Origin of the sequence: Thiohalobacter sp. COW1 (assembly GCF_016629505.1) — a bacterium.
In the GTDB taxonomy this organism is placed as follows: domain Bacteria; phylum Pseudomonadota; class Gammaproteobacteria; order Thiohalobacterales; family Thiohalobacteraceae; genus Thiohalobacter; species Thiohalobacter thiocyanaticus_A.
The window spans coordinates 3,228,595-3,255,000 of record NZ_AP024239.1; the positions used below are offsets into that span (position 1 = coordinate 3,228,595).

26 protein-coding genes and 1 riboswitch (1 of these 27 only partly in view) are annotated in these 26,406 nt (G+C 65.9%); of the genes, 12 read left to right on the plus strand and 14 right to left on the minus strand.

The features are described 5' to 3' along the window. Positions 1-5: 5 nt before the first annotated feature. Complete coding sequence (locus COW1_RS15285) at positions 6-1,472, minus strand: cobyric acid synthase (RefSeq protein WP_201344685.1); 1,467 nt, start codon at positions 1,470-1,472, stop codon at positions 6-8. 53 nt (positions 1,473-1,525) lie between these two features. Between COW1_RS15285 and COW1_RS15290 the strand changes: the two genes are divergently transcribed. Further along, positions 1,526-2,392: a cobalamin-binding protein gene (locus COW1_RS15290; protein WP_242466449.1), complete on the plus strand. Its 867-nt coding sequence runs from the start codon at positions 1,526-1,528 to the stop codon at positions 2,390-2,392. 48 nt (positions 2,393-2,440) lie between these two features. On the opposite strand, the gene COW1_RS15295 is transcribed toward COW1_RS15290, so the two are convergent. Genes COW1_RS15295 through COW1_RS15305 form a run of 3 tightly spaced genes read right to left on the minus strand, consistent with a single transcriptional unit; the run spans position 2,441 to position 5,607 of the window. Next, entirely contained in the window at positions 2,441-2,992 is a 552-nt protein-coding gene (locus COW1_RS15295; protein WP_096367153.1) for a cob(I)yrinic acid a,c-diamide adenosyltransferase, read from the minus strand. 15 nt (positions 2,993-3,007) lie between these two features. Beyond that, entirely contained in the window at positions 3,008-3,766 is a 759-nt protein-coding gene (locus COW1_RS15300) for an energy transducer TonB (RefSeq protein WP_201344687.1), read from the minus strand. Continuing rightward, complete coding sequence (locus COW1_RS15305; protein ID WP_201344688.1) at positions 3,766-5,607, minus strand: TonB-dependent receptor domain-containing protein; 1,842 nt, start codon at positions 5,605-5,607, stop codon at positions 3,766-3,768. The genes COW1_RS15300 and COW1_RS15305 overlap by 1 nt, the downstream gene beginning before the upstream one ends. 113 nt (positions 5,608-5,720) lie before the next feature. Next, a riboswitch (cobalamin riboswitch) is annotated at positions 5,721-5,935 on the minus strand. Positions 5,936-6,043: 108 nt separating this feature from the next. Between COW1_RS15305 and COW1_RS15310 the strand changes: the two genes are divergently transcribed. Beyond that, complete coding sequence (locus tag COW1_RS15310; protein WP_242466450.1) at positions 6,044-6,496, plus strand: hypothetical protein; 453 nt, start codon at positions 6,044-6,046, stop codon at positions 6,494-6,496. A gap of 96 nt (positions 6,497-6,592) precedes the next feature. On the opposite strand, the gene COW1_RS15315 is transcribed toward COW1_RS15310, so the two are convergent. From COW1_RS15315 to COW1_RS15325, 3 genes are read right to left on the minus strand one after another with little or no spacing between them, the layout of a single operon-like run. Then, positions 6,593-7,363, minus strand: coding sequence for an ABC transporter ATP-binding protein (locus tag COW1_RS15315; RefSeq protein WP_201344689.1), 771 nt, complete (start codon positions 7,361-7,363; stop codon positions 6,593-6,595). Then, a complete protein-coding gene (locus tag COW1_RS15320; RefSeq protein WP_201344690.1) occupies positions 7,360-8,355 on the minus strand; it encodes an iron ABC transporter permease in 996 nt (331 codons plus the stop codon). Before COW1_RS15320 ends, COW1_RS15315 begins: the two co-directional genes overlap by 4 nt. Then, the gene (locus COW1_RS15325; protein WP_096367148.1) at positions 8,352-9,008 is read right to left on the minus strand and encodes an HAD family phosphatase; all 657 of its coding nucleotides are present in this window, start codon (positions 9,006-9,008) and stop codon (positions 8,352-8,354) included. Before COW1_RS15325 ends, COW1_RS15320 begins: the two co-directional genes overlap by 4 nt. A gap of 251 nt (positions 9,009-9,259) precedes the next feature. On the opposite strand from COW1_RS15325, the gene COW1_RS15330 reads away from it, so the two are divergent. The 4 genes from COW1_RS15330 to bfr all read left to right on the plus strand — a co-directional run bounded on the left by COW1_RS15330 (position 9,260) and on the right by bfr (position 13,088). Then, entirely contained in the window at positions 9,260-9,790 is a 531-nt protein-coding gene (locus tag COW1_RS15330) for an RNA pyrophosphohydrolase (protein WP_172844306.1), read from the plus strand. 107 nt (positions 9,791-9,897) lie between these two features. Then, positions 9,898-12,165, plus strand: coding sequence for a phosphoenolpyruvate--protein phosphotransferase (gene ptsP / locus COW1_RS15335; protein WP_096367146.1), 2,268 nt, complete (start codon positions 9,898-9,900; stop codon positions 12,163-12,165). Positions 12,166-12,304: 139 nt separating this feature from the next. Further along, positions 12,305-12,517: a (2Fe-2S)-binding protein gene (locus tag COW1_RS15340; RefSeq protein ID WP_096367145.1), complete on the plus strand. Its 213-nt coding sequence runs from the start codon at positions 12,305-12,307 to the stop codon at positions 12,515-12,517. Positions 12,518-12,623: 106 nt separating this feature from the next. Continuing rightward, positions 12,624-13,088, plus strand: a complete 465-nt coding sequence (bfr, locus tag COW1_RS15345) for a bacterioferritin (RefSeq protein WP_096367144.1) — start codon at positions 12,624-12,626, stop codon at positions 13,086-13,088. A gap of 89 nt (positions 13,089-13,177) precedes the next feature. Here bfr and COW1_RS15350 read toward each other — a convergent pair whose 3' ends face one another. The 5 genes from COW1_RS15350 to COW1_RS15370 form a co-directional block, all read right to left on the minus strand. Continuing rightward, positions 13,178-14,794, minus strand: coding sequence for a cytochrome-c peroxidase (locus COW1_RS15350; protein WP_201344691.1), 1,617 nt, complete (start codon positions 14,792-14,794; stop codon positions 13,178-13,180). Positions 14,795-15,047: 253 nt separating this feature from the next. Then, positions 15,048-15,476, minus strand: coding sequence for a CopD family protein (locus COW1_RS15355; protein ID WP_096367141.1), 429 nt, complete (start codon positions 15,474-15,476; stop codon positions 15,048-15,050). A 122-nt stretch (positions 15,477-15,598) separates the two neighbouring features. After that, positions 15,599-16,102, minus strand: coding sequence for a peroxiredoxin (locus COW1_RS15360; RefSeq protein WP_096367140.1), 504 nt, complete (start codon positions 16,100-16,102; stop codon positions 15,599-15,601). Next, on the minus strand, positions 16,099-16,773 hold the full coding sequence (locus tag COW1_RS15365; RefSeq protein WP_201344692.1) for a DUF4126 domain-containing protein: 675 nt from the start codon (positions 16,771-16,773) through the stop codon (positions 16,099-16,101). The genes COW1_RS15360 and COW1_RS15365 overlap by 4 nt, the downstream gene beginning before the upstream one ends. A 29-nt stretch (positions 16,774-16,802) precedes the next feature. Next, a complete protein-coding gene (locus COW1_RS15370) occupies positions 16,803-18,113 on the minus strand; it encodes a chloride channel protein (protein WP_201344693.1) in 1,311 nt (436 codons plus the stop codon). 236 nt (positions 18,114-18,349) lie between these two features. On the opposite strand from COW1_RS15370, the gene argC reads away from it, so the two are divergent. The 5 genes from argC to COW1_RS15395 all read left to right on the plus strand — a co-directional run bounded on the left by argC (position 18,350) and on the right by COW1_RS15395 (position 22,440). Further along, positions 18,350-19,381 carry an N-acetyl-gamma-glutamyl-phosphate reductase gene (gene argC / locus COW1_RS15375; RefSeq protein WP_096367138.1) on the plus strand — a complete coding sequence of 344 codons (1,032 nt, stop codon included), beginning with the start codon at positions 18,350-18,352 and terminating at the stop codon, positions 19,379-19,381. A 13-nt stretch (positions 19,382-19,394) separates the two neighbouring features. Beyond that, a complete protein-coding gene (locus COW1_RS15380) occupies positions 19,395-20,156 on the plus strand; it encodes a DUF6776 family protein (protein ID WP_096367137.1) in 762 nt (253 codons plus the stop codon). After that, on the plus strand, positions 20,143-20,589 hold the full coding sequence (locus COW1_RS15385; RefSeq protein ID WP_096367136.1) for a polymer-forming cytoskeletal protein: 447 nt from the start codon (positions 20,143-20,145) through the stop codon (positions 20,587-20,589). Before COW1_RS15380 ends, COW1_RS15385 begins: the two co-directional genes overlap by 14 nt. Before the next feature lie 59 nt (positions 20,590-20,648). Continuing rightward, positions 20,649-21,020 carry an iron-sulfur cluster insertion protein ErpA gene (erpA, locus tag COW1_RS15390; protein WP_172844336.1) on the plus strand — a complete coding sequence of 124 codons (372 nt, stop codon included), beginning with the start codon at positions 20,649-20,651 and terminating at the stop codon, positions 21,018-21,020. 262 nt (positions 21,021-21,282) lie between these two features. Next, on the plus strand, positions 21,283-22,440 hold the full coding sequence (locus COW1_RS15395; protein ID WP_201344694.1) for a citrate synthase: 1,158 nt from the start codon (positions 21,283-21,285) through the stop codon (positions 22,438-22,440). 2 nt (positions 22,441-22,442) lie between these two features. On the opposite strand, the gene COW1_RS15400 is transcribed toward COW1_RS15395, so the two are convergent. Together COW1_RS15400 and COW1_RS15405 are read right to left on the minus strand one after the other, a co-directional pair. Continuing rightward, the gene (locus COW1_RS15400) at positions 22,443-23,579 is read right to left on the minus strand and encodes an anhydro-N-acetylmuramic acid kinase (protein ID WP_201344695.1); all 1,137 of its coding nucleotides are present in this window, start codon (positions 23,577-23,579) and stop codon (positions 22,443-22,445) included. 34 nt (positions 23,580-23,613) lie between these two features. Continuing rightward, a complete protein-coding gene (locus COW1_RS15405; RefSeq protein WP_096367133.1) occupies positions 23,614-25,173 on the minus strand; it encodes an OapA family protein in 1,560 nt (519 codons plus the stop codon). Positions 25,174-25,410: 237 nt separating this feature from the next. On the opposite strand from COW1_RS15405, the gene tyrS reads away from it, so the two are divergent. After that, positions 25,411-26,406, plus strand: partial view of a tyrosine--tRNA ligase gene (tyrS, locus tag COW1_RS15410; RefSeq protein WP_096367132.1) — the 5' portion only. 210 nt of this gene lie beyond the right edge of the window; the window shows 996 of its 1,206 coding nt (coding positions 1-996); its start codon is at positions 25,411-25,413; its stop codon lies off the right edge, out of view.

Genomic DNA, 26,406 nt, shown 5'->3' on the forward strand with positions numbered 1-26,406 from the left:
CCGGATCAGCCGGGCTCCAGCCCGATGAGCTGCAGCAACAACGCCTCCTCCATATGGGCCGCAATGGTATCGGCCATGCGCTCGATGCCTGCTTCGCGCAGGGCGGGATAATCCAGCGGCTCGGGATCATCCAGTCCGCCCCAGTGCAGCAGGCTGCCGCAGGCCTCCGGCTGGTCGAACAGGCCGTGCAGATAGGTGCCGAGGATCTGGCCGTCGTCTGAAATGCAGCCCTCGTCCCGGTCGTCCAGCCGGAGGGCAGGGCGCTGCAGCGCTGCGCCGGTGCTCTCGCCCATGTGGATCTCATAGCCCGTGACCGGCGCTTCATCATGCAGCAGACGACCCCGGCAGCGCCGCAGCTGTTTGTCCGGCCGCAACCGGGTGTGCAGCTCGAGCAGGCCGAAGCCGGCGCTGCTCCCCGGGGTGCCTTCCACTGCGTCCGTGTCATCGATGCTCCGGCCCAGCATCTGGAAGCCGCCGCAGATGCCGATCAATTTGCCGCCATAGCGCAGATGCCGCTGCAGATACTGCTGCCAGCCACGCGCCTGCAGCCGCGCCAGATCGGCGCGCACCTGCTTGCTGCCGGGCAGGATCACCAGGTCCGCCGGCGGCGGGGTGGCGTCGATCTGCACCCAGATGACATTGACCTGCGGATGCAGCCGCAGGCTGTCGAAATCGGTGTGGTTACTGATGTGCGGCAGGATGGGGATGACCACGTCGAGGCGGTCGTGGTCTGAGCCGGTCTGTTGTTCCGCCCGGATGGCGTCCTCGGCCTCCAGATGCAGGCCATGCAGCCAGGGCAGCACACCGAGCACGGGTTTGCCGCTGCTGCGGGTCAGCCAGTCCAGTCCGCCCTGCAGCAGCGCCATGTCGCCGCGGAAACGGTTGATGACGAAGCCGCGGGTGCGGGCACGCTCGCTGTCGGACAGCAGCGCCAGGGTGCCGTGGATGTGGGCGAACACGCCGCCGCGGTCGATGTCGGCGATCAGCGCCACCGGACAGTCCACCGCCTCGGCGAAGCCCATGTTGGCGATGTCGTTGTCGCGCAGATTGATCTCGGCCGGACTGCCGGCGCCTTCCACCAGCACGGCGTCATACTGCTGCGCCAGGCGGGCATAGGATTCCAGTACGGCCGCCCGCGCGCTGGCCTTGCAGGCGTGATAATCGACCGCGTCCATATTGCCGTAGACCTGCCCCTGGAGAATGATCTGCGCGGTGGTGTCGCTGCCGGGCTTGATCAGCACCGGGTTCATGTCGCTGTGCGGCTCCACGCCGGCGGCCTGGGCCTGTACCGCCTGGGCACGGCCGATCTCGCCGCCATCGACGGTGACCGCACTGTTGAGTGCCATGTTCTGGGGCTTGAAGGGGGCGACCCGGATGCCGCGCCGGCGCAGCCAGCGGCACAGGCCGGCGGTGAGCACGCTCTTGCCGGCATCCGAGGTGGTGCCCTGGATCATGAGGGTCGGTGTGTTCATGTCATGCAATGTGTGCGGACGGTATACTGGTTCGGATGAAAGCGGTTCGTGTCATGTCTCTGTGGCTGGTTCTGGCATTCCCGGCCGCGTGCGTTGCTGCCGGGGTCCGGGTCGAGGACATGTCGGGACAGGCCCTTGTCCTGGACGCGCCGGCACAGCGCATTGTCAGCCTGGCGCCGTCCCTGACTGAACTGGCCTATGCGGCGGGCGCCGGTGAACGCCTGGTCGGCGCCGTCGCCTACAGCGATTACCCGGCACCGGCCCGGCGTCTGCCTGCTGTGGGCAATGCCAACAGGATTGACCTGGAGGCCGTCCTTGCCCTGCAGCCGGATGTTGTCCTGGCCTGGGGCAGCGGCAACCCGTCCGCCCAGCTGGCCCGGTTCCGGCAGCTGGGCATCCCGGTCTTCATCGCCGAGCCGCACAGCCTGGACGATATCGCGCTGTTGCTGGAACGCATCGGGGTGCTGGCGGGCACCCGAGCCCGCGCCGATCAGGCGGCACGGGAGTTCCGGGCCCGGCGGGATGCGCTGCAGGCGCAGTACAGTGACCGGCCGGTGGTTCGGGTGTTCTACGAGGTCTGGCACCGGCCGTTGATGACCGTCAATGGCGACCACACCATCAGTGCCGTGATCCGTCTGTGCGGTGGCCGCAACCTGTTCGCCGAACTGCCGCAGCTGTCCGGGCAGGTGACTCTGGAAGCGGTGCTGGCCGCCGATCCGGATGCCATTGTCGCCGGCGGCATGGACGCAACGCGTCCCGAGTGGCTGGATCACTGGCAGCGCTGGCCGCGGCTGCGCGCGGTGCGCAATGCGCATATCTTTCATATCCCGCCCGATCTGATTCACCGCCACAGCCCGCGCATCCTCGACGGCGCGGAGCGCATGTGCGAATTGCTGGAGCAGGTGCGGCAGTCTCAGTAGTGGGTGCTGTCGGCTTTCACTGCGCTCAGCTGCAACCTGCGGTGTGGGTTATCCGTTTCTTCCGCGCTGCCACAGTACGTCCGCCTCGCCCGCCAGGCGGTTCAGATGGCGGGCCAGCACGAACAGCAGATCGGACAGGCGGTTGAGGTACTGCAGGGCGGCCGGATTCACAGCGGTGCTGCGCGCCAGGCTGACCAGCCGGCGTTCGGCCCGGCGGCAGACGGTGCGGGCCAGGTGGCAGTGGGCGGCGGCCGGGACGCCGCCCGGCAGGATGAATTCCTCCAGGTATCCCAGCTCGGCGTTCATGGTGTCGAGCCAGGCCTCCAGGCGCCGGATATGCCCGTCGCCGATCGCTACCAACTCCGGTACGCAGAGCTCGCCGCCCAGGTCGAACAGGTCATGCTGAATGGCATTGATGCCCTCGCGGACTTCCGCTGGCAGTGACTGTGCCGCCAGTATTCCCAGCATACTGTTGAGTTCGTCGACCGTGCCGAAGGCCTCGACCCGGGCGTCGTCCTTGTCCACGCGTGAGCCGTCGCCCAGCCCGGTGCAGCCGTCGTCGCCGGTACGGGTGTAGATTTTGGACAGGCGGTGACCCATGATGTGTTCCCTCTTTCAGTGCAATCGATAGGCGACCGGCAGCTGCAGGTCCACCGGGTGGGCGGCATTGTAGGCCACCTGCCGGACCGAGCGCAGGGCGCTGAGCGCGGCCTGGTCGAGCACGGCGCGGCCGGAGCTTTCCAGGACTTCCACGTCATCGATGCGACCGTCGCTGCGGACCTGGAAACCGAGCAGGACATCGCCTTCCCAGTTGCGCAGCCGGGCCAGGCGCGGATAGAAGAAATGCTGCTGCAGGGCGTCACGGATCTCTTCGAGAACGGCGCTGCCCTGAACCTCGGCCCGCATTTGTGCCGGCGCTGCGGTGGCGGGCGCCGCTGCCGCGTGCGCGGGCGGCTGCGGTTCGGCGCCTGCCGGGCGCTCGCCGCGCGCTGGTGCCGGGCGTTCAACCGACGCCTGCCGTTCGGGTTCGGTCCTGGTGGTCCCGGCCGCGGCGACGGGGTCGGGGGCGGCCGGCTGCGTTGCGGTTGACGCGTCCGGGGGACTTGCCTGGTGCGGGTCGCCGGCGGTTGCAGCAGCCCCGGTGGATTCTGCATCCCCGGCTTTGCGTATTGCGGCAGGCGCCGGCGGCTGCCGAGCGGGTGACGGCGCAGCGGTCAGCTGGATAGCCAGCGCGCCGCTGCGACTGCTCAGGGCCGGCACCTCATGCTGCAACGGCGCCTGCCAGGTCAGCAGGCCCGCATGCAGCGCCAGCGATGCCATGACAAGCCAGGGCAGCGGCTGCTGGTGCCAGGCATTGTCGGATCGGTGTTTCATCACTCTCCGTTATAGCGCACCGAGACGAACAGGGTGCGATCCAGCGTGTTCCAGTCGCCGGCAAAGCTGGAAGCCAGTACATAGTCCTTGTCGAACAGGTTCTCCACCCGTGCTTCGACCTGCCACCGGGGGGCGGGGCGATACCGGTAGGTCAGGTTTACCAGGCCATAGCCGGCCAGGCGGGTGGTGGCGTTCTGGTCGTTGCGCTCGGAACGGGCCAGTGCCTCGATGCCGATGCCGTGCCGGCCGAAGTCGCGCTGCGCGGTCAGGTCCAGCGAATGCTCGGGCCGGCGGTCGAGTTGTTCGTCGTTGCTGTCGTTGGTCGCATCGAGGTAGGTGTAACCGGCGCCGAAGTTCCAGCCCGCCCAGTCGGCGGCGGCGATCAACTCCAGGCCGCGGATGGTGGCATCGCGCACATTGGCCGGACTGGAGGTGAAGGTGCTCGGACCGGTCTGGACGGTGCTCCACTCGATCAGGTTCTTCAGGTCGGTATGAAACAGATTCGCTTCGGTGCGGACCTTCCCGAAGGTATGGCGCAGACCGAATTCAGCGGTTTGCGATTCCTCCGGTTGCAGATCCGGATTGCCCTGGATGATGTAGGTGGTGCCGAAGAAGCTGTCCACACTGCGTGGCCAGAACAGGCCGTTGACCGTCGGGGCCTTGAACGCCGTGCCGTAGGAAGCGATCACGCGGGTGCCGGTCGGGAGGTCGTGTCCCCAGGCGATATTGCCGGTGGTCTCGTTGCCGAATTCGCTGTGGTGATCGTAGCGCAGGCCCAGGGTCCAGTCGCTCGCCAGGGCGCTGAACTGATGCTGGACGAAGCCGGCACTGTTGTAGATGTTCTCGTCGATGACGCCGTTGCGGTCCTTGCTTGCCTCGTCCACCCAGTAGTCGATACCGGCGGTGAACAGACCGTTGAATACCGTGAGATCGTTCTGCCAGCTCGCACTGCGGCGTTTGGTCTGAATCACGGCCGGCGAGGTCGGGCTGGCGGAATCCGTTTCATCCAGGGCATAGCCCAGGGTCAGGGACTGGCTCCATACCGCAGTCGTCATGTGTTCCAGCTTCAGGCTGGCGGCCTGGTTCCTGTAATCGATGTCGCCGGTGGCGGGGTCGAGTTCATTGGTGCCGTGGGCATGGGTCAGGTTGAAACGCATCGCCAGCCCCGGCATCAGCTCACCGTCCAGCCCAAGCGCAGCATGCAGGTTGTCATAGCCGTGCTTCTCGCTGGACTGGTCGAGCGTGCGAATCCCGTCCGTGTCCAGGGCGCCGGCCTGCAGGCTGTAGCGCCAGCGCTCGCCGCCGCCGATGCCGGCCTCGATCTCGCGGGTGTCGTCGCCGCCGTAGCCGATGCGCGCGGTCGGCCCCTCGTTGCGGCGGGTGAAGATCTGAATCACGCCGCCCACGGCGTCGGAGCCGTACAGACTGGCGCGCGGGCCGCGCACGACCTCGATGCGCTCGATCTGGTCCGGGCGCAGGTTGCCCCAGTTGAAGGTGCCGAGGGTGGCGGAGGCGGCGCGCACGCCGTCGATCAGCACCAGCACATGATCGGAATTGGTGCCGCGGATGAAGACGGAATCGGTCTTGCCTATGCCACCGCTGGTACTGATGTGAATGCCGGCCTTCGCGCGCAGCAGTTCCACCGTGGACCTGGCCTGGCTGCGCTCGATTTCGTCCCGGTCGATGACCGTGACCGAGGCCAGGCTCTGGTCGGCGGTCTGTGCCGTCCGCGTGGCGGTAACGATGACCTGGGGCATTTCTTCCGAGTCGGCCGCGGGCGCGGCAGGCGAGATGAATCCGGAAGCGGCCGTGATTGCGGCCGCGAGCGTGGTTCTGAACATCGATTTCTCCCAACGCACGCCCGTCCGCGTGCGCATGATTATTGTGTGTACATGACAAGGGAAGGGCGTTGCGTGGGAGAGGTGGATGCCACGCGGGCACCGCCCTCCGCAGTGCCACCTGGGATACCTCGGGCCGGTCTCCGGGCTCGCGAGCAGGAAGTATGCTTCCCTGACCTGTCGCCTTCCCACGCGTACGCAGTGGCACTGTGACAGGTCTTGACTCGCCTACCGTTGCGGGGGCAGCGCCGGAATTGAATCCAGGGGATTCGCGCCGGCTTCCCGTTTCACCGCGCTGTGAAGGCGCGGCACCCGAGGCATTTCAAGTGGCCGGAACTTTACGCGGCGGCCGATGGCCGGTCAAGTTGACACGGCCGGCTTGACCTGTTCGTCGGCCGGGGTAGACTGGCATACCAATCGGTATGTTAGGAGTTCGGGCATGAGCCGGAATGCACCCGCGGTTTCACAGGATCCCTTTCTTGCCGCCTTTCGGGGCAGCTTCTACGGCGTGCTGCGCTGGCCCCAGCTGGATGAGCTCTGGCAGCGGCTGCGCGACGATGCCGATGGCGGCTGGTACATCTATGCCGTCGGTGAGACGCCGCCCGGGACCTCAGCCACGGCAGAACAGTTGGCCCGTTTCATCGATGAAGTGGACGTACTGCTGCGCCGTGAGCATGAAGAGGACTACTGCGGCATTGTCTACACCGATTCCTTCGATCAGCCCACCTATGTGAAGATCTTCGATCCCAACAACCTGGGTGTGAGCTGCGGCTTCTCCGACAATCCCCCCAAGCCCGGCTGGATCCTGTCCAAGCTCAAGCCCGCGGATCTCGAAGCGGACATGCCCCTGCCCGGCAATCGCCGCCGCTGGTGGCAACGTTTGTTCGGATAGACGGGGATGAACATGGGCTGTGCGGAATTATGTCGTACTGGCTGCGATTGAACGCGAATACATCCGCCCCTCTCCTCGTCGCTGCCGACCGCCTGATCAGAGTTGCGGAAACCAGAACCGGCCACCATCCGCTGCGACCGACTGCATCGGCCAGGCGTAGAGCCGGCTGAGGTTTCCGGCATTGAGCAGCTCGTCGACCGGGCCCTGCAGGCAGGTGCCGTCCGGCATCAGCATCAGTACGTGATTGCAGAAACGGGCGGCCAGATTCACATCGTGCAGCACCAGCAGGGCGGCCTTGTCGCTGTGGTCCAGGCTCCGGCGCACGCGCTGCAGCACATCGAGCTGGCGGCGCAGATCGAGGTGGTTGGTCGGCTCGTCCAGCAGCAGCAGGGCCGGGTCCTGCACCAGCAGGGTGGCGAAGGCCAGGCGCCGGCGCTCGCCGCCGGACAGGGTCTGGATGTTGCGTTCGGCCAGCGCCAGCAACTCGAGCTCCCCCAGGATCTGATCGACCCGCGCCACTTCCTCGCGCCCCTCCCACTGCCAGCCGCCCAGATGCGGATAGCGTCCCAGCAGGGCGGCCTCGCGCAGCTGCAGGGGAAAGGGGTCGTGATTGTCCTGCGGCATCAGGCCCAGGCGCCGGGCCAGGGCCTTGCGGGGGTGGGATTCCAGTGGCTGCCCGTCGATGAGGATGCGGCCGGTCTCCGGCTGGCGCAGTCGGGCCAGGCAGTGCAGCAGGGTGGTTTTGCCCGAGCCGTTGGGGCCGAGAATGGCCCAGCACTGGCCCGGCTCCACCACCAGATCCAGACCCGCGACCAGACGCCGCTGACCGATATCGATGCCCAGCTGTTCGGTGCGCAGCAGGCTCATGCCGGCTCCGTGGCCCGTGCCTGGCGGGTCAGCAGATACAGGAACAGCGGCACGCCGAGAAAGGCGGTGACCACACCCACCGGCAGCTGCTGGGGCGCGAGCAGGGTACGGCCGAGGGTGTCGGCCAGCACCAGCAGACTGCCGCCGGCCAGCGCCGCGGCGGGAATGAGGAAGCGATGGTCGCGGATGCCCAGCAGCCGGATCAGGTGCGGGATCACCAGCCCGACGAAGCCGATGCTGCCCGCCTGACTCACGGCCAGGGCGGTGGCCAGGGCCGCCAGCACATACAGCAGCACCAGGGTACGGCCGATGGCCGCGCCCAGCGTGGCCGCCGTGCTCTGACCCAGCAGCAGCAGGTTGAGGGTGCGGCCCAGCCCGAGGGCAACGACCAGCAGGAGCAGCAGCCACAGCCCGCCCAGACGGATCGGGGCGGCAGTGGTGAGATCCCCCATCAGCCAGAACAGCAGGCCGTGCACCCGTTCGGCCGGCGCGATCGTGAGCAGGAAGGTGATGATGGCGCCCCAGCCGGCGGCGACCACGATGCCGGTCAGCAGCAGCCGGTGGCTGTGCCAGCGCTGCAGGCCGCCGCCGAGTTGGAATACCACGAGGGTGGAGAGCAGGGCGCCGGCAAAGGCCAGGGTCTGTACCGCCAGGCCGGACAGGCCCAGCAGCAGGGCGCCGAGCGCACCCACCGCCGCGCCGCCGGAGGTGCCCAGTACATAGGGGTCGGCCAGCGGATTGCGCAGCAGCACCTGCATCAGCACCCCGGCCAGGGCCAGCAGACCGCCGACCTGGAAGGCCAGCAGGGCGCGCGGCAGGCGCAGTTCCCAGACCAGGGTCCGGGGCCAGTCGGGGCCGCGATCCAGCAGGGCCTGGAGGATGGCCGCCGGCCCCAACTCCACACTGCCCAGGCCGGCGGCCAGCAGCAGAGTCAGTCCGCTGAGCAGCGCGAGCAGCAGCAGGAGCGACAGCGGGCGCGACGGCACACTCATTCCCGCAGACTGATCACCGGCCAGCCCCGGGCCAGTGCGGTATGGCGCAGGGTATCGTCGGGATCGACCGCCACCGGGTGGGTGACCCGCTCCAGCAGCGGCAGGTCATTGTGCGAATCGCTGTAGAACCAGCTGCGGTCCAGGTCCGCGCCGTTCGCCTGCAGCCACTGCTCCAGCCGCTTGACCTTGCCGGCCTGGAAACAGGGGATGTCGAAGCTGCGGCCGGTGTAGACCCCGTCGTGCTGTTCCACCTCGGTGGCCAGCAGGTGCTCGACCCCGAAGCGCTCGGCAATGGGCGCGGTGATGAAGCGGTTGGTGGCGGTGATGATGACCAGGGTGTCACCCGCGCTGCGGTGGCGTTCCAGCAGATCGCGGGCGGCCGGCAGCATGATGGGTTCGATCAGTTCCCTTACGAAGGCCTCGCGCCAGCGATGCAGCTGCGCCGGCGGATGCTCGGCCAGCGGGCGCAGGGAGAAGGCGAGAAAGGCCTGGATGTCCAGCGTGCCCGCCTGATACTGCTGGTAGAAGCGGTGGTTTTCCTGTTCGTAGAGATCGGCGTCGACGATGCCGTTCTCGACCAGGAACCGGCCCCACAGATAGTCGCTGTCCCCGCCCAGCAGGGTGTTGTCGAGATCGAACAGGGCCAGTGCCACCGGCGGCTCTCCTTGGTGTGGGTCGAAGATGTATGCGCTTGCCTTGCCAGCGGGCATTCTACTGGAAGCCTCCGTCGCGTCGCATCCGTGCCGCCCGCCACAGGCGCTTCCGGCTGCGGCGGCGAGGGGTAGGTCACATTCAAATTCAAGTGCTTAGCGGCGATCGTATGCATGGCGGGGTACGATTTGCCGCCCGACCGGGCTTTATGTGAAAATAGAAATGTCGGAAATCCTGCCTGAAGGGTGTGCAAGTGATTGATCCGGATGGATATCGTCCCAATGTCGGCATCATCCTGAGTAATCAGGAGGGGGAACTGCTGTGGGCGCGCCGTCTGGGTCAGAATGCCTGGCAATTCCCCCAGGGCGGTATCCGCACCGACGAGACCCCCGAGGAGGCGCTCTTTCGCGAGTTGCATGAGGAGGTCGGACTCTCACCCCTGCATGTCGAGATCATCGGCGCGACCCGCGGCTGGCTGCGTTACCGTCTGCCCGACCGCTACATCCGCCGTCATTCGCGGCCCCTGTGCATCGGCCAGAAGCAGGTCTGGTTCCTGCTCCGGCTGTTGGGCGAAGAGGCGGATGTGCGGCTCAACGCCACCGATCATCCCGAGTTCGACGACTGGCGCTGGGTCGATTACTGGCGGCCTCTGCACGAGGTGGTGCCGTTCAAGCGCGGTGTATACAAGCGTGCCCTGCGCGAACTGGCGCCGCTGCTGTTTCCCGGCGGTGCGCCGCCGCTGCCGCGCAACCGCCATCGCTTCGCGACCCGCGCCCGACGCTGACCCGCCCCAATCCCCACCTGCCCCGTGGACGTTAGCGCCGCGCCCCGGATCTGGGACATAATCCCCTCACTATTCTGATAAAGGCCTGAGGCATGCCCCCAGCCGATATGTTCGACAGCCTGCGCCGGATCATCCAGGCGGTGAATGCGGCGCCGGACCTGAACACCGCGCTCAATATCATCGTCCAGCGGGTCAAGCAGACCATCGGGGCCGATGTGGCCTCGGTGTACTTCCGCGATGCCGACGGCCAGCTGGTGCTGATGGCCACCGACGGCCTGAATCCGGCCGCGGTCGGCATGGTCCGGCTCGATGACGGCGAGGGCCTGGTGGGGCTGGTGGTGGAACGCGCCGAGCCGGTCAATCTCGAGGACGGACCCGCGCATCCGCGCTATCGCTATATCACCGAAACCGATGAGGAGCCCTTCCACGGCTTTCTCGGCGTGCCCATCATTCAGCATCGCCGGGTGCTGGGCGTGCTGGTGGTGCGCCAGCGCGCGGTGCGCCGTTTCGCCGAAACCGAAGAGACCTTCCTGGTCACCCTGGCGGCCCAGCTGGCCGGCGCCATCTCGCACGCCGATGCCTCGGGCGGGGTGTCGCGGCTGCTGCAGGAGGTCGGCGGTACCGCCTTCACCCTGAAGGGGCTGTCGGGCGCACCGGGCCTGGCGCTGGGTCAGGCGCTGGTGGTCTATCCGCCGGCCAATCTCGATGCCATTCCCGATCATGCCCTGCCGCCCGGAAAGGTCGAGGCCGAGCGGGCGCGCTTCCGGCAGGCGCTCGCCGAGGTCGAGGATGATATCCGCGCCCTGTCCCGGCGCATGAGCGGTTCGCTGCCGGCCGAGGACCTGGCGCTGTTCGATGCCCTGCTGCTGATGCTCTCCAGCGACACCCTGGTCGAGCCCACCCTGCGCCGCATCGGCGAGGGCAACTGGGCGCCGGGGGCGCTGCGCGAGACCATCCGCGACCATGTGAGGATCTTCGATGCCATGGAGGATGCCTACCTGCGCGAGCGTGCCGAGGACGTGCGCGACCTGGGCCGGCGCATCCTGATGCGGCTGCAGTCGGACCAGCCTCAGGTGCGGGAGGTGGCCGAGCCGACCATCCTGGTCGGCGAGGAGGTCACCGCCTCGCATCTCGCCGAGGTGCCGACGCAGCACCTGGCCGGCATCGTCTCGGCGAAGGGCTCGAGTTCCTCGCATGTGGCCATTCTGGCGCATGCCCTCGGCATTCCCGCAGTAATGGGCGTGGAGGACCTGCCGGTCAACCGGCTGGACGAGCAGAATCTGGTCATCGACGGCTATCGCGGCCAGGTCTATGTCAGGCCGACGGGCCACATGCTGGAGGAATTCGAACGGCTGGTCGGTGAGGAGGCCGAACTGGCCGCCGGGCTGGAGGAACTGGCCGCGCTGCCGGCGCTCACCCCCGACGACGTGCATGTGCCGCTGTACGTGAACACCGGCCTGCTGTCGGACATTTCGCCCTCGCTGCGCAGCGGTGCCGACGGCGTGGGCCTGTACCGCACCGAGATCCCCTTCCTGATCCGCGACGGCTTCCCCGGCGAGGAAGAACAGGTGCAGATCTACCGCCAGGTGCTGGAGGGCTTCGCGCCGCGGCCGGTGACCCTGCGCACCCTGGATATCGGCGGCGACAAGGCGCTGCCCTATTTTCCCATCCACGAGGACAATCCCTTCCTGGGCTGGCGCGGCATCCGCCTGATGCTGGATCACCCGGAGATCTTTCTCACCCAGCTGCGGGCCGTGCTCCGGGCCAGTCAGGGCCTGAACAATCTGCGCCTGATGCTGCCCATGATCAGTGACGTGGGCGAGGTCGACGAGACCCTGGAACTGATCCGGCGCGCCCACCGGGAGCTGGCCGAGGAGGGCGTGGCGGTCGAGTTGCCGCTGATCGGGGTGATGGTCGAGGTCCCCTCGGTCATCTACCAGATCCCGCAGCTGGCCAAAAGGGTGGATTTCTTCTCCGTCGGCACCAACGACCTGACCCAGTATCTGTTGGCGGTGGATCGCAACAACGCCAAGGTGGCCGAGCTCTACAACAGTCTGCACCCGGCCGTCCTGCAGGCGCTGGCCCAGATCGTCGACGAGGCCCATGCCAGCGAGCGCGAGGTCAGCGTGTGCGGCGAGATGGCCGGCGATCCGGCCGCCGCCCTGGTGCTGGTGGGCCTGGGCGTGGACAGCCTGAGCATGAGCGTGGGCTCGATCGCCCGGGTCAAGGCCGTGATCCGGGCCTTTTCGCTGGCCCGGGCGCGGGAACTGGTGTCGACCGCCCTGGGGATGGAGAAGGCTGTGGCCGTACGCGTCCTGCTCAATAATGCCCTGGAAGAGGCGGGTCTGGGCGGACTGGTACGTGCTGGCAAATAAATAACTACATGAAATAAAACATTTTACTTTTTCTGCAGCCGAAGCGAACAAGAAAAGTCCAATAAAGGTATTGCGAATCATTATCGTTCATACTAGGATTGAGCCCATGAACTGATTTCGACCGGTGAGGGCCCGATCCATGTACGTCTGCCTGTGCAAGAACATTACCTCCAGCCAGATCCGCGATGCTGTCGAGACCGGCCGTGCCGGCTGTGTTCGCAGCCTGGCTCGCGAGTTGGGCGTGGCGACCCAGTGCGGCAAGTGCGCCCGCTGTGCCCGTGAGCTGGTCGACAGTTGCGCCCGCAGCGCAGTCGAGGCCGCTCCGGCTGCCCAGCCGCAGGTCGCGGTCTAAGCACTCCCTCCATCAGCTGCCACATCCCTCCTGTCCCCGGGGTTGCATACCCCGGGCTTTGCGGTTATTTCTTTGGTCGTCACTCAAACACCAACAAGGATTTCCCATGAAAGGCGACGATCAGGTCATCAGCTATCTCAATAAGGCACTCAAGAACGAACTGACCGCCATCAATCAGTATTTTCTGCATGCGCGCATGTATGAGAACTGGGGCTTGAGTCAACTCAACGAACACGAATACGGCGAGTCCATCGACGAGATGAAGCACGCCGATGCGCTGATCAAGCGCATCCTGTTCCTGGACGGTCTGCCGAACCTGCAGGATCTGGGCAAGTTGCATATCGGCGAGAACACGCGTGAGATGCTGGAATGCGACCTCAAGCTCGAGCAGGAAGCCGTGCCGCTGCTGCGCGAGGCCATCGCTTATTGCGAGCAGAGCGGCGACTATGTCAGCCGTGAGTTGTTCGAATCCATCCTCGCAAGTGAGGAGGAGCACATCGACTGGCTGGAGACCCAGCTGGAGCTCATGGGCAAGGTGGGCGAGCAGAACTATCTGCAGTCGATGATGTAGAGATCTGCGCCGAAAGGGTGCAGTGAAGCTGCACTCTGCCAAAAAAAACGCGGGACAAGCCCGCGTTTTTTCACTCAGTATATTTCGCGTTATTCATAATCCTCATTCAGCGCTTTCAGGAAGGCGGTCAGGTCAGCAATATCATCTGCGTTCAGAGCGATGTCATCAAGCCGCGGGTCTGCATTGCGCAGGGTCGCGCCGCGCGCCATTTCCGAGGCATCCCGATAGAAACGCACTGCGGCTTCGATGGTCTCGAATGCTCCATTGTGCATGTAGGGACCGGAGTGCCCCAGATCGCGCAGGCCGGGCGTCTTGAAGCTGGCGATGGCACGGGTCAGCAGACTGTCGTCGTCGATACTGCCGCAATCGGTGCCGGGCGCCACATCGCACAGGAATGTCTTCAGACGCGTCTGCGGCCCAGGCAGATCCGGGGTGGCGTACACGTTCCATACCCCGAGGTCAGTGAGGCTGGCATCATCGGCATCGGCCACGGCACGGAAGCGTTCACTGGCCAGCGGGTGGTTGGGTGTGGCGGGCAGATAGGCGTTGTAGTCGGCATTGCGGGCCGCCAGGCTGGGAATGGCCAGCGCGGCGAAACTGCCGTCGCCGTGCAGGGCGTCGTACTCGAATTGGTTCACGCCGGTATTGTGCACCTTGAAGTCTGTGAAGTGAGGTGCTGCATGGCAGGCCGCGCAGTTACCCACACCGGAACTCAGGCGGGGGCCGCCGGGCTGGCGGGCCAGAAACACCCGTAACCCGCGCAACTCCTGCTCGCCGAAGTTGAAAGGCTGGCTATGGAACTCGAACGTCTGCGTCTCACCGTCATCAAGGATGAAAACCGGTGACGTAAGCTTATCCAGTGCTGTGCGCAGGCGCGTGGTGTAGGCCTGGTCGCTTTCGCCGCTGTTGGGCTGGCGCGGCAGACCGTTGGCGGCCAGGAAGGCATCGTAGGGGGAGAGATTGAAGGCGCCGTTTGCGTTCATCGCGAACGTCAGCCCTTCTACATAGGCGGCGATCAGCTGCACAACGGCGTCGAACAACTCCTGGTCCGTGGCGGTGGCCACGTCCACCCGGAATTCGGGGGGGAGGACGAGCGTGCCCGGCAGGTCGCCCGCGGTGCCGGTGAGCACCCTGGTGTAGCTGCCGCCGAATTCCTCGGCCAGTTCGCCGTGGCCGCTGTCGTAGCGGATCACGCTGGCGATGTGGGCAATGGCCTGGTCTCTCTCGTCGGGCAGCCAGCCGAAGTTGCGCCCGGTGAGCGTGTCACCGACCAGATCCTCCAGGCTGGCGAACTCGCCGTCGAAGTGAAGCAGCAGCCCGGCATTGCGCGGTACGGCGCTGCCTACCAGTGGCTGGGCATTGCGTATCGCCGTGGTGCGGGTATCGCCGCGGTCGCGGCGATCGGGGAAGGGCGAACGCGGGGCAAGATCACTGTAGGTGCGCATGCCGCCATCGGGCTGGTCCAGCTGCTGGTCGACCAGGTGGCAGGCCGCGCAGTTCATGGACTGGCCGGCAAAGGGGCCGGGCAGGGACCTGGTGGTGGTGTGGGTGAATTCCATCACCGGGTCGCCTGCGATCAGGGGCCGGTTCACATCGTTGTGGTTGGCGGCAAAGAACTGGGCGAAGCGGGTTTCCAGGAACAGGCGCTCGCCGATGGCGATTTCGGCGGGGTCCTCGGGTTCGATCGCGCTGGGGGGCTTTTTCATTCTTGCATCCGGCAACGCTCAGGCAGGCGAGCAGGGCGCCGATGGACAGGGCAAGAGCGGTTGGTTTCATTCGGAATAACTCCCTTAATTTTCATTTGTGTGAGTGGCTGATCAAATTGGGTACAAATTCTATAACTAAACTAATGGCGAATACTAATCGTTATTATTAAAAATAATATCCAGGGTGAAGACACAGTCTATTGATATTCAGGGATTTTTGTGACGAAAGGGCGGTTTGGCTGAGCCGGGACCGTCAGAACGGCCGGACCACTGCCAGCACCACCACCGCAATCAGGGCCAGGGCGGGGACTTCGTTGAACCAGCGGTAGTAGACGTGGGTGTGGGGATTGCGGTCCTCGCGGAAGGCGCGGACCTTCTGCCAGCACAGGAAGTGGTAGACGATCAGGCCGGCGACCAGCACCAGTTTGAGCGGCAGCCACAGGCTGGCGGTGAGGGTGGGGAGATGGTAGCCGAACAGCAGCCAGAGCCCGAACACGGCGGTGACGACGGCACCGATGGTCATGATGGCGAACAGCTTGCGCTCCATCACCTTGAAGCGCTCATTGCCGGCGGTATCGTCGACCGGCAGATCGGCGTGATAGACGAACAGCCGCGGCAGGTAGAACAGCCCGGCGAACCAGGTGACCATGAAGATGACGTGGAAGGCTTTTATCCAGAGCATTTGGTTTACCGTTCATGGAAAGTGAGGAGTAAGGAGTAAGGAGTAAGGAGTAAGGGGTAAGGAGTGAGAGGGGGAGGCGGAAAAATCGTTTCTACTCCACCTCACTCCTCACTTCTGACTTTTCACGTCCCCAGCATCCCCTCGATCTGCGCCCGCACCTTGCTCATATCCATCTCGCCCAGCTTGTGGCGCACGATGCGCCCCTGCGGGTTGATCAGGAAGGAGGTCGGCGTGACGTTGACATTGCCGAAGGCGCGCGCGGCTTCACCGTTGACGTCCAGTGCGATCCGATAGGGCAGGTCGCGGGCCTCGCGCATGGCCACGACGTGGTTGGGCGGATCGTAGGCCATGGCGATGGCCAGGATGGTCAGGCCGTCCGGACCGTAATCCTCGTGCAGTTCGATCAGGTGGGGGATCTCCTTGACGCAGCCGGGGCAGTCGGTGGCCCAGAAGGTCACCAGTACCGGCTGGCCGCGCAACCCGGTCAGCGACAGCTGCTCGCCGTCCAGTGTGGTCAGGCTCAGGGCCGGCGCCGGCTTGTGGCCGCCCGGGGCCAGCCAGATGAAGGCCAGCAGGCCGATCAGGGCAAAGGCCGTCAGGCCGATGAGAATGTCCTTGGTTTTCATGGGGTGTGTCTGTCCTCCTGCCCGGGCAGAGTGGGTCGGTTTAGCGGTTGCGGTGGCGAGGCCTGTGCCTCGCGCCGGCCGCTGATGCGATTGATCAGAAAACGGAAGACCCGGCGGATGCCGCGCCACAACTTCGGCAGCAACCAGATCATGGCAAGGATAAAGACAAGCAGCAGGCCCAGAAAGATCCAGGGATGATTCAATGCTGTCCACAGCCCGGCGATGACGACGACATCCTCCCCGAGCGAGGCGGCCCAGTTGCTCAGGGGCTCGGGCGAGGTGTTGACCAGCACCCGCGACCCGGCCTTGGTGGCATGCGCCCCGGCCGCCAGGCTGCCGCCGACCAGGCCGGCGGCGATCTGGGCCGCCTGGCTGACATCGCCCACTGCGCCGGCCGCCAGGATCGCCCCGGCCGGAATGCGGATGAAGGTGTGGATGCCGTCCCAGCCGGTGTCCACGCCGGGGGTCTTGTCGGCGAAGAACTCCACGCAGTACATGAAGCCGGCCGCGGCCAGCACCAGCGGGTCGGCCAGCACCTGCAGGTCCGGCGGCAGTTCCATGTGGCCGGTCATACCCATGTAGCCGAGCATGAAGACGGCGGCATACAGGTTGATGCCGCTGGCCCAGGCCACGCCCATGGTCAGTGCGATGGTTTGTACGACCGGATCCATGCCGTGCCCTCAGTTGCCCGGGAAAACCATTATAGGGATTTGTCCTTGGCGGGTCGCGCCGTGGCGAGAAACTGCTCGGCCAGGGCGCGGTACAGGGGCTGAGGACACAGCACGCGGGAGACGGCGTAGGCGATGAAGGCCGTGGCCATCAACGGCAGCAGCAGGTCGGTGTTGTCGGTCATTTCCATGATGATGACGAAGGCGGTGATGGGGGTCTGCACCACGCCGGTGAAATAGGCGGTCATGCCGAGGATGATGATCGCGGCGGCAGGGAAGGCCGGCAGCCAGTCCGCCAGGCCGGCGCCCACGCCGGCGCCGGCCGCCAGCGAGGGGGCGAAGATGCCGCCCGGGATGCCGCTGAGGTAGGAGACCCAGGTCGCCAGCATCTTGAGCAGGGCGAATCCGGTCCCGGACTCGCCGCTTTCGGTGATGATGGCCTGGGCCTGGGCGTAACCGGTGCCGTAGGTGGTGCCGCCGGCCAGGATTCCGATGCCGGCAATCAGCAGACCGCAGGTCAGGGCCAGGGCGTAGGGGTGGCGCCGACCCAGGCCGGCCAGACGCCGGGTGCTCCACAGCAACAGCTGGGAGAAGCCGCCGCCGAGGATGCCGCCGACCACGCCGCAGACCAGGATGGGAATCAGCATCTCGCCCGGGGCGAGCAGGGCCGCGCTGGTACCGAAATAGGTGTAATTGCCCTGGAGCGCCACGGCGGTGATGCCGGCCAGGAACACGGCCGTGAGCAGGGTGCCGCTGGTGCGTTCCTCGAACGAGCGCCCCATCTCCTCGATGGCGAACAGGATACCGGCCAGCGGCGTGTTGAAGGCCGCCGCAATGCCGGCCGCGCCGCCGGCCAGGATCAGTCCCCGGTCCATGTATTGGTGCGGGAAGCGGGCGAAACGGCCCAGCGAGAACATGATGGCCGCGCCGATATGCACCGTCGGCCCTTCGCGGCCGATGGAGGCGCCGCTGAGCATGCCCAGCCAGCACAGGCCGATCTTGCCCAGGGCGATGCGGAACGAGAGCAGCCGGCTGCGGTTGTTGTGGTCGGTCAGACTGAGCGCGGCGATGGCCTGCGGGATCCCGCTGCCGCGCGCCTCCGGCACGAAGCGGCGGGTCAGCCAGACGATCAGCAGCAGGCCCAGCGGCGTGATCAGCAGGGGCAGCCAGGCGCTGCGTGCGACGACCTCCCGGCTGAACAGGTGGTTGGCCCACTCGGTGCCCCAGGCGAACAGGGTGGCGAGCAGGCCGACCAGCACCGCACCGCTCCAGAACAGGATGCGGACCTTCCAGACGTCGGGCGAGAGCAGACGGCGACTGGAGCGGCGGATTCGTTGCAGCATGGGATGATCAGGTTTGATTGTGTCCGCGGCCACGAGGGCCCTGTCCGCCCCGCGGAGGACAATCGGGTGCAGCAGGCGGGTAAATTTCATACCATGCTAACCACGCCGGTCGGTGTCGGCAAGGTTATTGCTTGAATACCGCAGGCGTCAGTCGAACGGCGCCGGGATGTACCGACGCGTTCAGTTCGAGGATGGACACGTGAATCCGGGCCGCAGGCCCGATGGGAAACAGGCTCATGATCAAGGTCGGAGTAGTAGGTGGAACCGGGTACACCGGGGTGGAGTTGCTGCGGCTGCTGGCCGCGCATCCGCAGGTCGATCTGCGGGCGGTGACGTCGCGCGGCGAGGCGGGCCGGCATCTGGCCGATCTGTTTCCGAACCTGCGCGGTCATGTGGATCTGGTGTTCACCCACCCGGACGAATCCGATCTGCCGGGCTGCGACCTGGTCTTCTTCGCCACGCCCAACGGCACGGCCATGCAACTGGTCCCCGATCTGCTGGCCGCCGGCGTGAAGGTCATCGATCTGGCCGCCGATTTCCGCCTGCGCGACCCGGCCGCATGGGAGCACTGGTACGGGATGCCGCATGCCTGCCCGGAGTTGCTGGCCGAGGCCGTCTACGGCCTGCCCGAGGTCAACCGCGAGGCCGTGCGCGGTGCCCGGCTGGTGGCCAATCCGGGCTGCTATCCCACCGCGGTGCAGCTGGGTTTCCTGCCGTTGCTGGAACAGGGGCTCGTCGAGCCCGGCAATCTCATCGCCGATACCAAGTCGGGGGTGAGCGGGGCCGGGCGCAAGGCCGCCGTCGGTACCCTGCTGGCCGAGGCCAGCGAGAACATGAAGGCCTACGGCGTGGCCGGACACCGCCACCAGCCGGAGATCCGGCAGGGGCTGCGGGCCGCCACGCAGCAGCCGGTGGAGTTGACCTTCGTGCCGCACCTGACGCCGATGATCCGCGGCATCCATGCCACCCTCTATGCCCGGCTGACGGGCGCCGCGGCCGATCTGCAGTCGCTGTTCGAGCAGCGCTACGCCGACGAGCCCTTCGTGGATGTGATGCCGTTGGGCGCACATCCCGAGACGCGCAGCGTGCGCGGCGCCAACCACTGCCGCCTGGCTGTGCATCATCCGCGCGGCGGGCAGACCGTGGTGGTGCTGTCGGTGATCGACAACCTGGTCAAGGGTGCGGCCGGCCAGGCGGTGCAGAACATGAACCTGATGTTCGGCCTCGACGAGACCACCGGGCTGGGCGCGGCGGCGCTGCTGCCCTAGGACCGGCCTGAGGATGCTGGGTACAGGCAAGACCGAGGTTCTGATCCTCCGGCGCTGGACCGTGCGCCTGGCGGTTCTTGTGACCCTGTTCCTGGTGCTGGCCGGGGGCTGGCTGTTATACACCTGGGGAGGATCGCACTCCCGCGAGGCGCTGACCCGGCTGCGGCTGGAGCGCGACGACCTGCAGCAACGGGTGGCGGTGCTCGAGGAACGCAACAGCGAACTGCAGCGCCAGTTCGCCGCGGCCGAGCGGGCCCGACAGATCGATCAGCAGGCCTACGCCGACTATCGCCGCAGCCGTGCGCAACTGGAGCAGACCATCACCGCCCTGCGCGAGGAACTGGCCTTCTATCGCGGCATCATGGCGCCGGAGCGCGAGATCGAGGGCATCCATGCCCAGGATTTCAGCCTGACGCGGGGGTTGGGGCCGCGCAGCTTCCGGTTCCGCCTGGTCATGGTGCAGATCGGCAGCAACGACCAGCTCGCCCAGGGCGAGATCGAATTCAACGTCAGGGGGACCCGGGACGGCGCGGCGATCGCCTACGACCACGCCAGCCTGTCCCCCGACCCGGAAGCGGCCGCGGCCATCCGTTATCGCTACCGCTACTTTCAGGTCATCGAGGGCAACTGGACCCTGCCCGCCGGCTTCACGGCCCGCGAAGTGGAGGTCCGGGCACAGCCCCGGGGCGGCGGCGAGGCGCAGCACTGGACCTTCGCCTGGAAGACCGCGGCAGGCATACCCGCAACAGAGGAGAACGCCAATGTGGGGGAATAAACGCAAGCACCAGAGCGGCCGGATCGACACCCTGGTGGGCCAGGATACGGTCCTGACCGGCGATCTGAAGTTTTCCGGCGGACTGCATGTGGACGGGAGCATCGTCGGCAATGTCAGCAGCGACGGCGAGAACGAGGCCGTGCTGATGCTCAGCGAGCGCGGCCGGATCCAGGGCGAGGTCCGGGTGGCGAACGTGGTGCTCAACGGCCAGGTCGAGGGCGACGTGCATGTCAGTGGCCGCATCGAACTGGGTCAGCAGGCGCGGGTGACGGGCAATGTCTATTACCACCTGCTGGAGATGGCGATGGGGGCCGAGGTCAATGGCAATCTGGTCCACCAGGGCGCCAAGGCGCCGGCTGTCACCAAGAAACCCATTGAATCAAAAGGGAAAGACCTGTCGCCGCCGCAGCTGGTGGCACAGGACAATTCTTGACTGCTACGCTCAGGAACTGCATAATGCCCCGCAGTTCCGAAAAACGCTTCAACCGGAGTATGAACATGAGCGAAAACGCAGCAGTCGAAACCCCTGAAGAATCCCCGCTGATCTTCACCGAGGCAGCGGCGCTGAAGGTCAAGGGCCTGATCGAGGAAGAGGACAACCCGAACCTGAAGCTGCGCGTCTTCATTTCCGGCGGCGGCTGCTCGGGGTTCCAGTACGGTTTCACCTTCGACGAGGAGATCAAGGACGGTGACACCAGCGTCGAGCAGTGCGGTGTGACCCTGCTGATCGACCCGATGAGCTTCCAGTACCTAGTCGGCGCCGAGATCGACTACAAGGAAGACCTCAACGGGGCCCAGTTCGTGATCCGCAACCCCAACGCGACCACGACCTGCGGCTGCGGCTCCTCCTTCTCGCCGTCCTGATCCGTCGGCTTCTCCTGCCCGCGAAAGGGGCGCCCTCGGGCGCCCCTTTCGCATTTCCGGAGCCCCGTTTGTGTCATTGCGGTGCCCTGACCCGCAGGGTAGGGTACCCATGATGAAGCCCGAAGGGATTCTATGCGCGCAGCGTGGCAATCTCATACTGCACCTGCGTCGTTCGGAGATTGCCGCGGCGCAGATCCCATGGAATTGCCCTCGGGGAAGAACGTCGCAAATACGGCCTGAAGGCTGCAGCAGGGGATGAACCATGAGTGAATATCTGCCCGGCCTGGAAGGCGTTCCCGCCACCAAATCCAATATCTCGGACCTTGACGGCAGCCGGGGCATCCTGACCTACCGCGGCTACGAGATCGGTGAACTGGCGCGCTACAGCAACTTCGAAGAGACCGCCCTGCTGCTGCTCGATGGCCGCCTGCCTACCGCCGTCGAACTGGAGGAATTCGACCGCCGGCTGCGCAACAACCGCCCGGTCAGGTACAACATCCGCGAGATCATGAAATACCTGCCCGCCACCGGCCATCCCATGGAGATGCTGCAGTCCGCCGTGGCTGCGCTGGCCATGTTCTACTCCGGCGAGGAATGCCTGAGCGGGGCCGACATGTGCGAGGATACGGACTACATCCATAACATGTCAGTGAAGATACTGGCGCGCATGGCGACCCTGGTGGCGATGTGGGAGCACCTGCGCAACGGCTACGACCCCATCTCCCCGCGCAAGGACCTGGGTTATGCCGAGAACCTGCTGTACATGTTCACCGGCGAGGAGCCCGATCCGCTGCTGGCGCGGATCCTGGATGCCTCGCTGATCCTGCACGCCGAGCACACCATCAACGCCTCGACCTTCGCCGCCCTGGTGGCCGGCTCCACCCTGACCAACCCTTACCTGGTGGTGGCCGCGGCCATCGGTACCCTGGCCGGGCCGCTGCATGGCGGGGCCAACCAGCGGGTGCTGGAGATGCTGCAGGAGATCGGCCGGCCGGAGAACGCCAGACCCTGGCTGGAGGCGCAACTGGCAGAGAAGCGCAAGATCTGGGGCATGGGCCACCGGGAATACAAGGTCAAGGACCCGCGCGCCACCATCCTGCAGAACATGATGCTGGAGCTGATGAAGGAGCGCGGCGGCCAGATCAGTCCGCTGTTCGAGACCGCGGTGGCGCTGGAGGAGGCCGCGGCGGAGCGGCTCGGGCCCAAGGGGGTGTACCCGAACGTGGATTACTATTCCGGTATCCTCTACTCGGAAATGGGCATCCCCGGCGACCAGTTCACTTCCATCTTCGCTGTGGCCCGCTGCGCCGGCTGGCTGGCCCACTGGCGCGAACAACTCAAGGACAATCGCATCTTCCGCCCGACCCAGGTGTATACCGGGGAGGCAGTGCGGGCCTATGTGGCGATCGAGGCGCGGTAGCGTTACCTGCCTCCTGTATCCTGCAGCTTGTCGCTGCCCGGATAGATCCCCCCCAGTATCCGCTCCCCCCGGGCCCCGGTGACGCTCGGCACGTTCCCGGGTCTGCCGTACAGGGCTTCCCGTGCCAGCCAGGCAAAGGCCGCGCCCTCCACCCATTCCGCCGCCAGGCCATAGTCATCGGAAACGCTCAATTTCATGTCCGGCAGTCGTGCAGCGATGCGCCGCAGCAGGTCCGGGTTATAGGCCCCGCCGCCGCAGACGATCAGTTCCGCTGCATCCTGTGCCGCGCGCAGTACGGCCTCGGCCAGGCTGGCGGCGGTCAGTTCCGCCAGGGTGGCCTGCACGTCCTCGGGGGCGCGGTCTGACCCCAGCAGCCGCTGCTGCAGCCAGTTCAGATTGAAGTGCTCCCGGCCGGTGCTCTTGGGTGGCGGTTGGCGGAAATAGGGATCGTCCAGCAGTCCGGCGAGCAGGGCCTCGTCGACCCGGCCCGTGGCCGACCAGGCACCGTCGCGGTCGTAGGGCCGGCCCTGCTGCTGCTGGATCCAGCCGTCGAGCAGCACATTGCCGGGGCCGGTATCGAAGCCGGTGACCGGCGTCTCCTCGTTGCCCGGGAGCAGGGTGAGATTGGCCATGCCGCCGATGTTGGCCACCACGCGGGGGCTGCCCGCGCGGGTGAACAGCGCTGCGTGGAAGGCCGGAACCAGGGGAGCGCCCTGGCCGCCGGCGGCGATGTCGCGGCGGCGGAAGTCGGCCACGGTGGTGATACCGGTGCGCTCGGCGATCAGGTTGGGATCGCCGATCTGCAGGGTGAAGGGGTGCGGGCCGTCCGGGCGGTGCAGCACCGTCAGGCCGTGGCTGCCAATTGCCGCGACCTGGTCGGCGGCAAGCCCGGCCTGCTCGCAGACTGCGGAAACGGCCTCGGCGGAGAGCAGACCGAGGCGATGGTCGAGCTCGCCCAGCCGGTCCAGCAGGCCGGCGCCGGTGGACTGGATCAGCCCCAGCAGTTCGGTGCGCAAATGGGTATCAAAGGGAAAGGTGCGGGCGGCCAGCAGTTCGACCCGGCCCGGGGGGAAGCGTACCGCTACGGCGTCGATGCCATCGAGGCTGGTGCCCGACATCAGGCCGATGAAGGTGTCCATAGATCCCCCGTAGGGAAGATGCGGCGCGGCGGTCCTACTCCTGCCGGTTCATTGCCACCTGGCTGGCGGTGCCCGGCACGGCCAGTTCCAGTTCGGCCAGGAGTTGTGCAGCCGTGGACTCGAAATCCTCGCGGTAGCGGGCTTCGATCGGTTCGGCGGCGGGCAGGTCCACGGTCAGCGGATTGCGGTGCGCGCCGTCGATGCGGAATTCATAGTGCAGATGCGGGCCGGTGGCCAGGCCGGATTTGCCGATATAGCCGATGACCTGGCCCTGCTGCACCCGGCTGCCGGTCTTCAGGCCGCGGGCATGGCGTGACATGTGGGCATACAGGGTGCTGTAGCGGGTGCCATGCTGCAGGATGACGGTGCGTCCATAGCCGCCCTTGGTGCCCTGGAAGACGATCTTGCCGCTGCCGGTGGCCTTGATCGGGGTGCCGTAGGGCGCGGCGTAATCCACCCCCTTGTGGGCGCGGATGCGGTTGAGCACCGGGTGCTTGCGCTTGAGGTTGAAGCGCGAACTGATGCGCGAGAAGGCCACCGGGGTGCGCAGGAAGGCCTTGCGCATGCTGCGCCCGTCCGGGGCATAGTAATCGCTGCGGCCCTCGGCGGTGGTATAGCGCACGGCCCGGAAGGTGCGGCCCTGGCTGACGAACTCGGCGGCCAGGATCTCGCCGGTGCCGATCTTCTCGCCTTCCAGATAGAGTTCTTCGTAGAGCACGCTGAAGCGGTCGCCCTTGCGGATATCCAGGGCGAAGTCGATGTCCCAGCCGAAGATGCCGGCCAGTTCCATAATAAGGTTGTCGGTCAGCCCGGCGTCCTGACCGGCCAGAAACAGGGAACTGTCGATCTCAGCGGTGGCCGTGACCTGGCTGCGCTGCGGCTCGCGGATGACCTCGCGGGCCTCGAAGCCGCCGTCCTCGGTGCGGCTCACCAGCAGGGCGTGCATGCGGTCGTATTCGTAGCGCAGTGCCGCAATGCCCTGGGCGTCGTCGATGCGGACCTGCAGCTTCTCGCCCGGGTGGATGCGGGTCAGACGCCGGGTCTCATCGGACAGATGGATGATTTCGTGCAGGCTGCGCGGGCTGAGATCCAGCCGGGAGAAGATCCGGGCCAGGCTGTCGCCGGGATTGACCGTGACCTCGCGCCAGGGCAGTTCAGTCGGCGCCTGGATTCCGGCGCTGCGGGCCTCGGGAGCGGATTCGGCCGGGGCTGCGGTGACGGGGATGGCGCGGGGAGCAGTCCCGGACTCGGGCTGGTCGGGCGCGGCACGGGCGCTGCCGGGGGCGTCCTCCGGCTCGCCCGACGCAGATGCCGATGCCGAGGCGGGGGCCGGCGCAGCCTGTCCGGGAAGCGCGATAATATCTTGTTTATAAATGGAATCCAGTGCCTGTTCGGCCGCGGTGCCCGCCGTCTCCGGCTGCGCGGACTCCAGATTCGCCGAGGCCTGCTCCGGTGCGGAGGTATAAAGGAATATACCCGAAACCGCGACGGCACCCAGCACCAGCCAGTGCAGGGGATGGAGGCGTCGGCGGGCGCCGCGTTCCGGCTCCAGCACGGACTTGTAGTCCTTTTTGATGACGGATGAGTAGGTCACGGAATTTCCTTATAATTTGCCTCGTAGAAGTTAACCGGGATCGGCGGCGGCGTCAATGGGCCGTGCACTGCCTCCGGATATAGCAGGATTCATGCCCTTTGTGTTCTGCCCTGCTTCCCGGGTATCGGTCGGGAGCGACTGGAATTTGAGTCTAGCGCGTCCCTTTCGTTGCAGTATGTTAACTTGTGCGCCTTTTGGGCGCGCTCAGACGCCATCCAGAATGAAGCCGGAGATTCCATGCTGACACCGCAACAGGCACTAGAAGAGATTCGCCGTGGGGCGAACGAGATCCTGGTCGAGGCTGAGTTGCTCGAGCGGCTCGGCAGCGGCCGCACGCTGCGCATCAAGGCCGGCTTCGATCCCACCGCGCCGGATCTGCATCTGGGGCATACAGTGCTGCTGAACAAATTGCGCCAGTTTCAGGAGATGGGACACGAGGCCATCTTCCTGATCGGCGATTTCACCGGCATGATCGGTGATCCCACCGGCAAGAACGTCACCCGCAAGCCACTCACCCGCGACGAGGTGATCGACAACGCCCGCACCTACGAGGCGCAGATCTTCAAGATCCTGGATCCGGAAAAGACGCTGGTGATGTTCAACTCCAGCTGGATGAACGATATGGACGTTACCGATCTGATCCAGCTGGCCTCGAAGCACACGGTGGCCCGTATGCTGGAGCGCGATGATTTCCACAAGCGCTATACCAGCGGCCAGGCCATCGCCATTCACGAGTTTCTCTATCCGCTGATCCAGGGTTATGACTCGGTGGCGTTGAAGGCCGATGTTGAACTTGGCGGTACCGATCAGAAGTTCAATCTCCTGGTAGGGCGGCAATTACAGGAAGTGTACGGCCAGAAGCCGCAGGTGGTTCTGACCATGCCGATCCTCGAGGGGCTGGATGGTGTGCAGAAGATGTCCAAGTCGCTCAATAACTATATCGGCATCACCGAGGCGCCGGATGAGATGTTCGGCAAGCTGATGTCTATCTCCGATGATCTGATGTGGCGCTACTTCGAGCTGCTGAGCCTGCGCCCGCTAACCGAGATTGAAGCGCTGAAACGCGAGATCGGGGAGGGGCGCAATCCGCGCGATGTGAAGTTCGAGCTGGCAGAGGAGATCATCACCCGCTTCCACAGCCGGTCGGAGGCGGATACGGCCAGGGAGAACTTCGTTGCCCGTTTCCAGAAGGGCGCAATGCCCGACGAGATGCCGGAATACGCGCTGGCCGCC

Bases quoted from the DNA above. Each gene is read 5' to 3' on its own strand.
- COW1_RS15285 (WP_201344685.1), bottom strand. From the start codon at position 1,472: ATGAACACACCGACCCTCATGATCCAGGGCACCACCTCGGATGCCGGC.
- COW1_RS15290 (WP_242466449.1), top strand. From the start codon at position 1,526: ATGTCTCTGTGGCTGGTTCTGGCATTCCCGGCCGCGTGCGTTGCTGCC.
- COW1_RS15295 (WP_096367153.1), bottom strand. From the start codon at position 2,992: ATGGGTCACCGCCTGTCCAAAATCTACACCCGTACCGGCGACGACGGC.
- COW1_RS15300 (WP_201344687.1), bottom strand. From the start codon at position 3,766: ATGAAACACCGATCCGACAATGCCTGGCACCAGCAGCCGCTGCCCTGG.
- COW1_RS15305 (WP_201344688.1), bottom strand. From the start codon at position 5,607: ATGTTCAGAACCACGCTCGCGGCCGCAATCACGGCCGCTTCCGGATTC.
- COW1_RS15310 (WP_242466450.1), top strand. From the start codon at position 6,044: ATGAGCCGGAATGCACCCGCGGTTTCACAGGATCCCTTTCTTGCCGCC.
- COW1_RS15315 (WP_201344689.1), bottom strand. From the start codon at position 7,363: ATGAGCCTGCTGCGCACCGAACAGCTGGGCATCGATATCGGTCAGCGG.
- COW1_RS15320 (WP_201344690.1), bottom strand. From the start codon at position 8,355: ATGAGTGTGCCGTCGCGCCCGCTGTCGCTCCTGCTGCTGCTCGCGCTG.
- ptsP (WP_096367146.1), top strand. From the start codon at position 9,898: ATGTTCGACAGCCTGCGCCGGATCATCCAGGCGGTGAATGCGGCGCCG.
- COW1_RS15340 (WP_096367145.1), top strand. From the start codon at position 12,305: ATGTACGTCTGCCTGTGCAAGAACATTACCTCCAGCCAGATCCGCGAT.
- bfr (WP_096367144.1), top strand. From the start codon at position 12,624: ATGAAAGGCGACGATCAGGTCATCAGCTATCTCAATAAGGCACTCAAG.
- COW1_RS15350 (WP_201344691.1), bottom strand. From the start codon at position 14,794: ATGAAAAAGCCCCCCAGCGCGATCGAACCCGAGGACCCCGCCGAAATC.
- COW1_RS15355 (WP_096367141.1), bottom strand. From the start codon at position 15,476: ATGCTCTGGATAAAAGCCTTCCACGTCATCTTCATGGTCACCTGGTTC.
- COW1_RS15360 (WP_096367140.1), bottom strand. From the start codon at position 16,102: ATGAAAACCAAGGACATTCTCATCGGCCTGACGGCCTTTGCCCTGATC.
- COW1_RS15365 (WP_201344692.1), bottom strand. From the start codon at position 16,773: ATGGATCCGGTCGTACAAACCATCGCACTGACCATGGGCGTGGCCTGG.
- COW1_RS15370 (WP_201344693.1), bottom strand. From the start codon at position 18,113: ATGCTGCAACGAATCCGCCGCTCCAGTCGCCGTCTGCTCTCGCCCGAC.
- argC (WP_096367138.1), top strand. From the start codon at position 18,350: ATGATCAAGGTCGGAGTAGTAGGTGGAACCGGGTACACCGGGGTGGAG.
- COW1_RS15380 (WP_096367137.1), top strand. From the start codon at position 19,395: ATGCTGGGTACAGGCAAGACCGAGGTTCTGATCCTCCGGCGCTGGACC.
- COW1_RS15385 (WP_096367136.1), top strand. From the start codon at position 20,143: ATGTGGGGGAATAAACGCAAGCACCAGAGCGGCCGGATCGACACCCTG.
- erpA (WP_172844336.1), top strand. From the start codon at position 20,649: ATGAACATGAGCGAAAACGCAGCAGTCGAAACCCCTGAAGAATCCCCG.
- COW1_RS15395 (WP_201344694.1), top strand. From the start codon at position 21,283: ATGAGTGAATATCTGCCCGGCCTGGAAGGCGTTCCCGCCACCAAATCC.
- COW1_RS15400 (WP_201344695.1), bottom strand. From the start codon at position 23,579: ATGGACACCTTCATCGGCCTGATGTCGGGCACCAGCCTCGATGGCATC.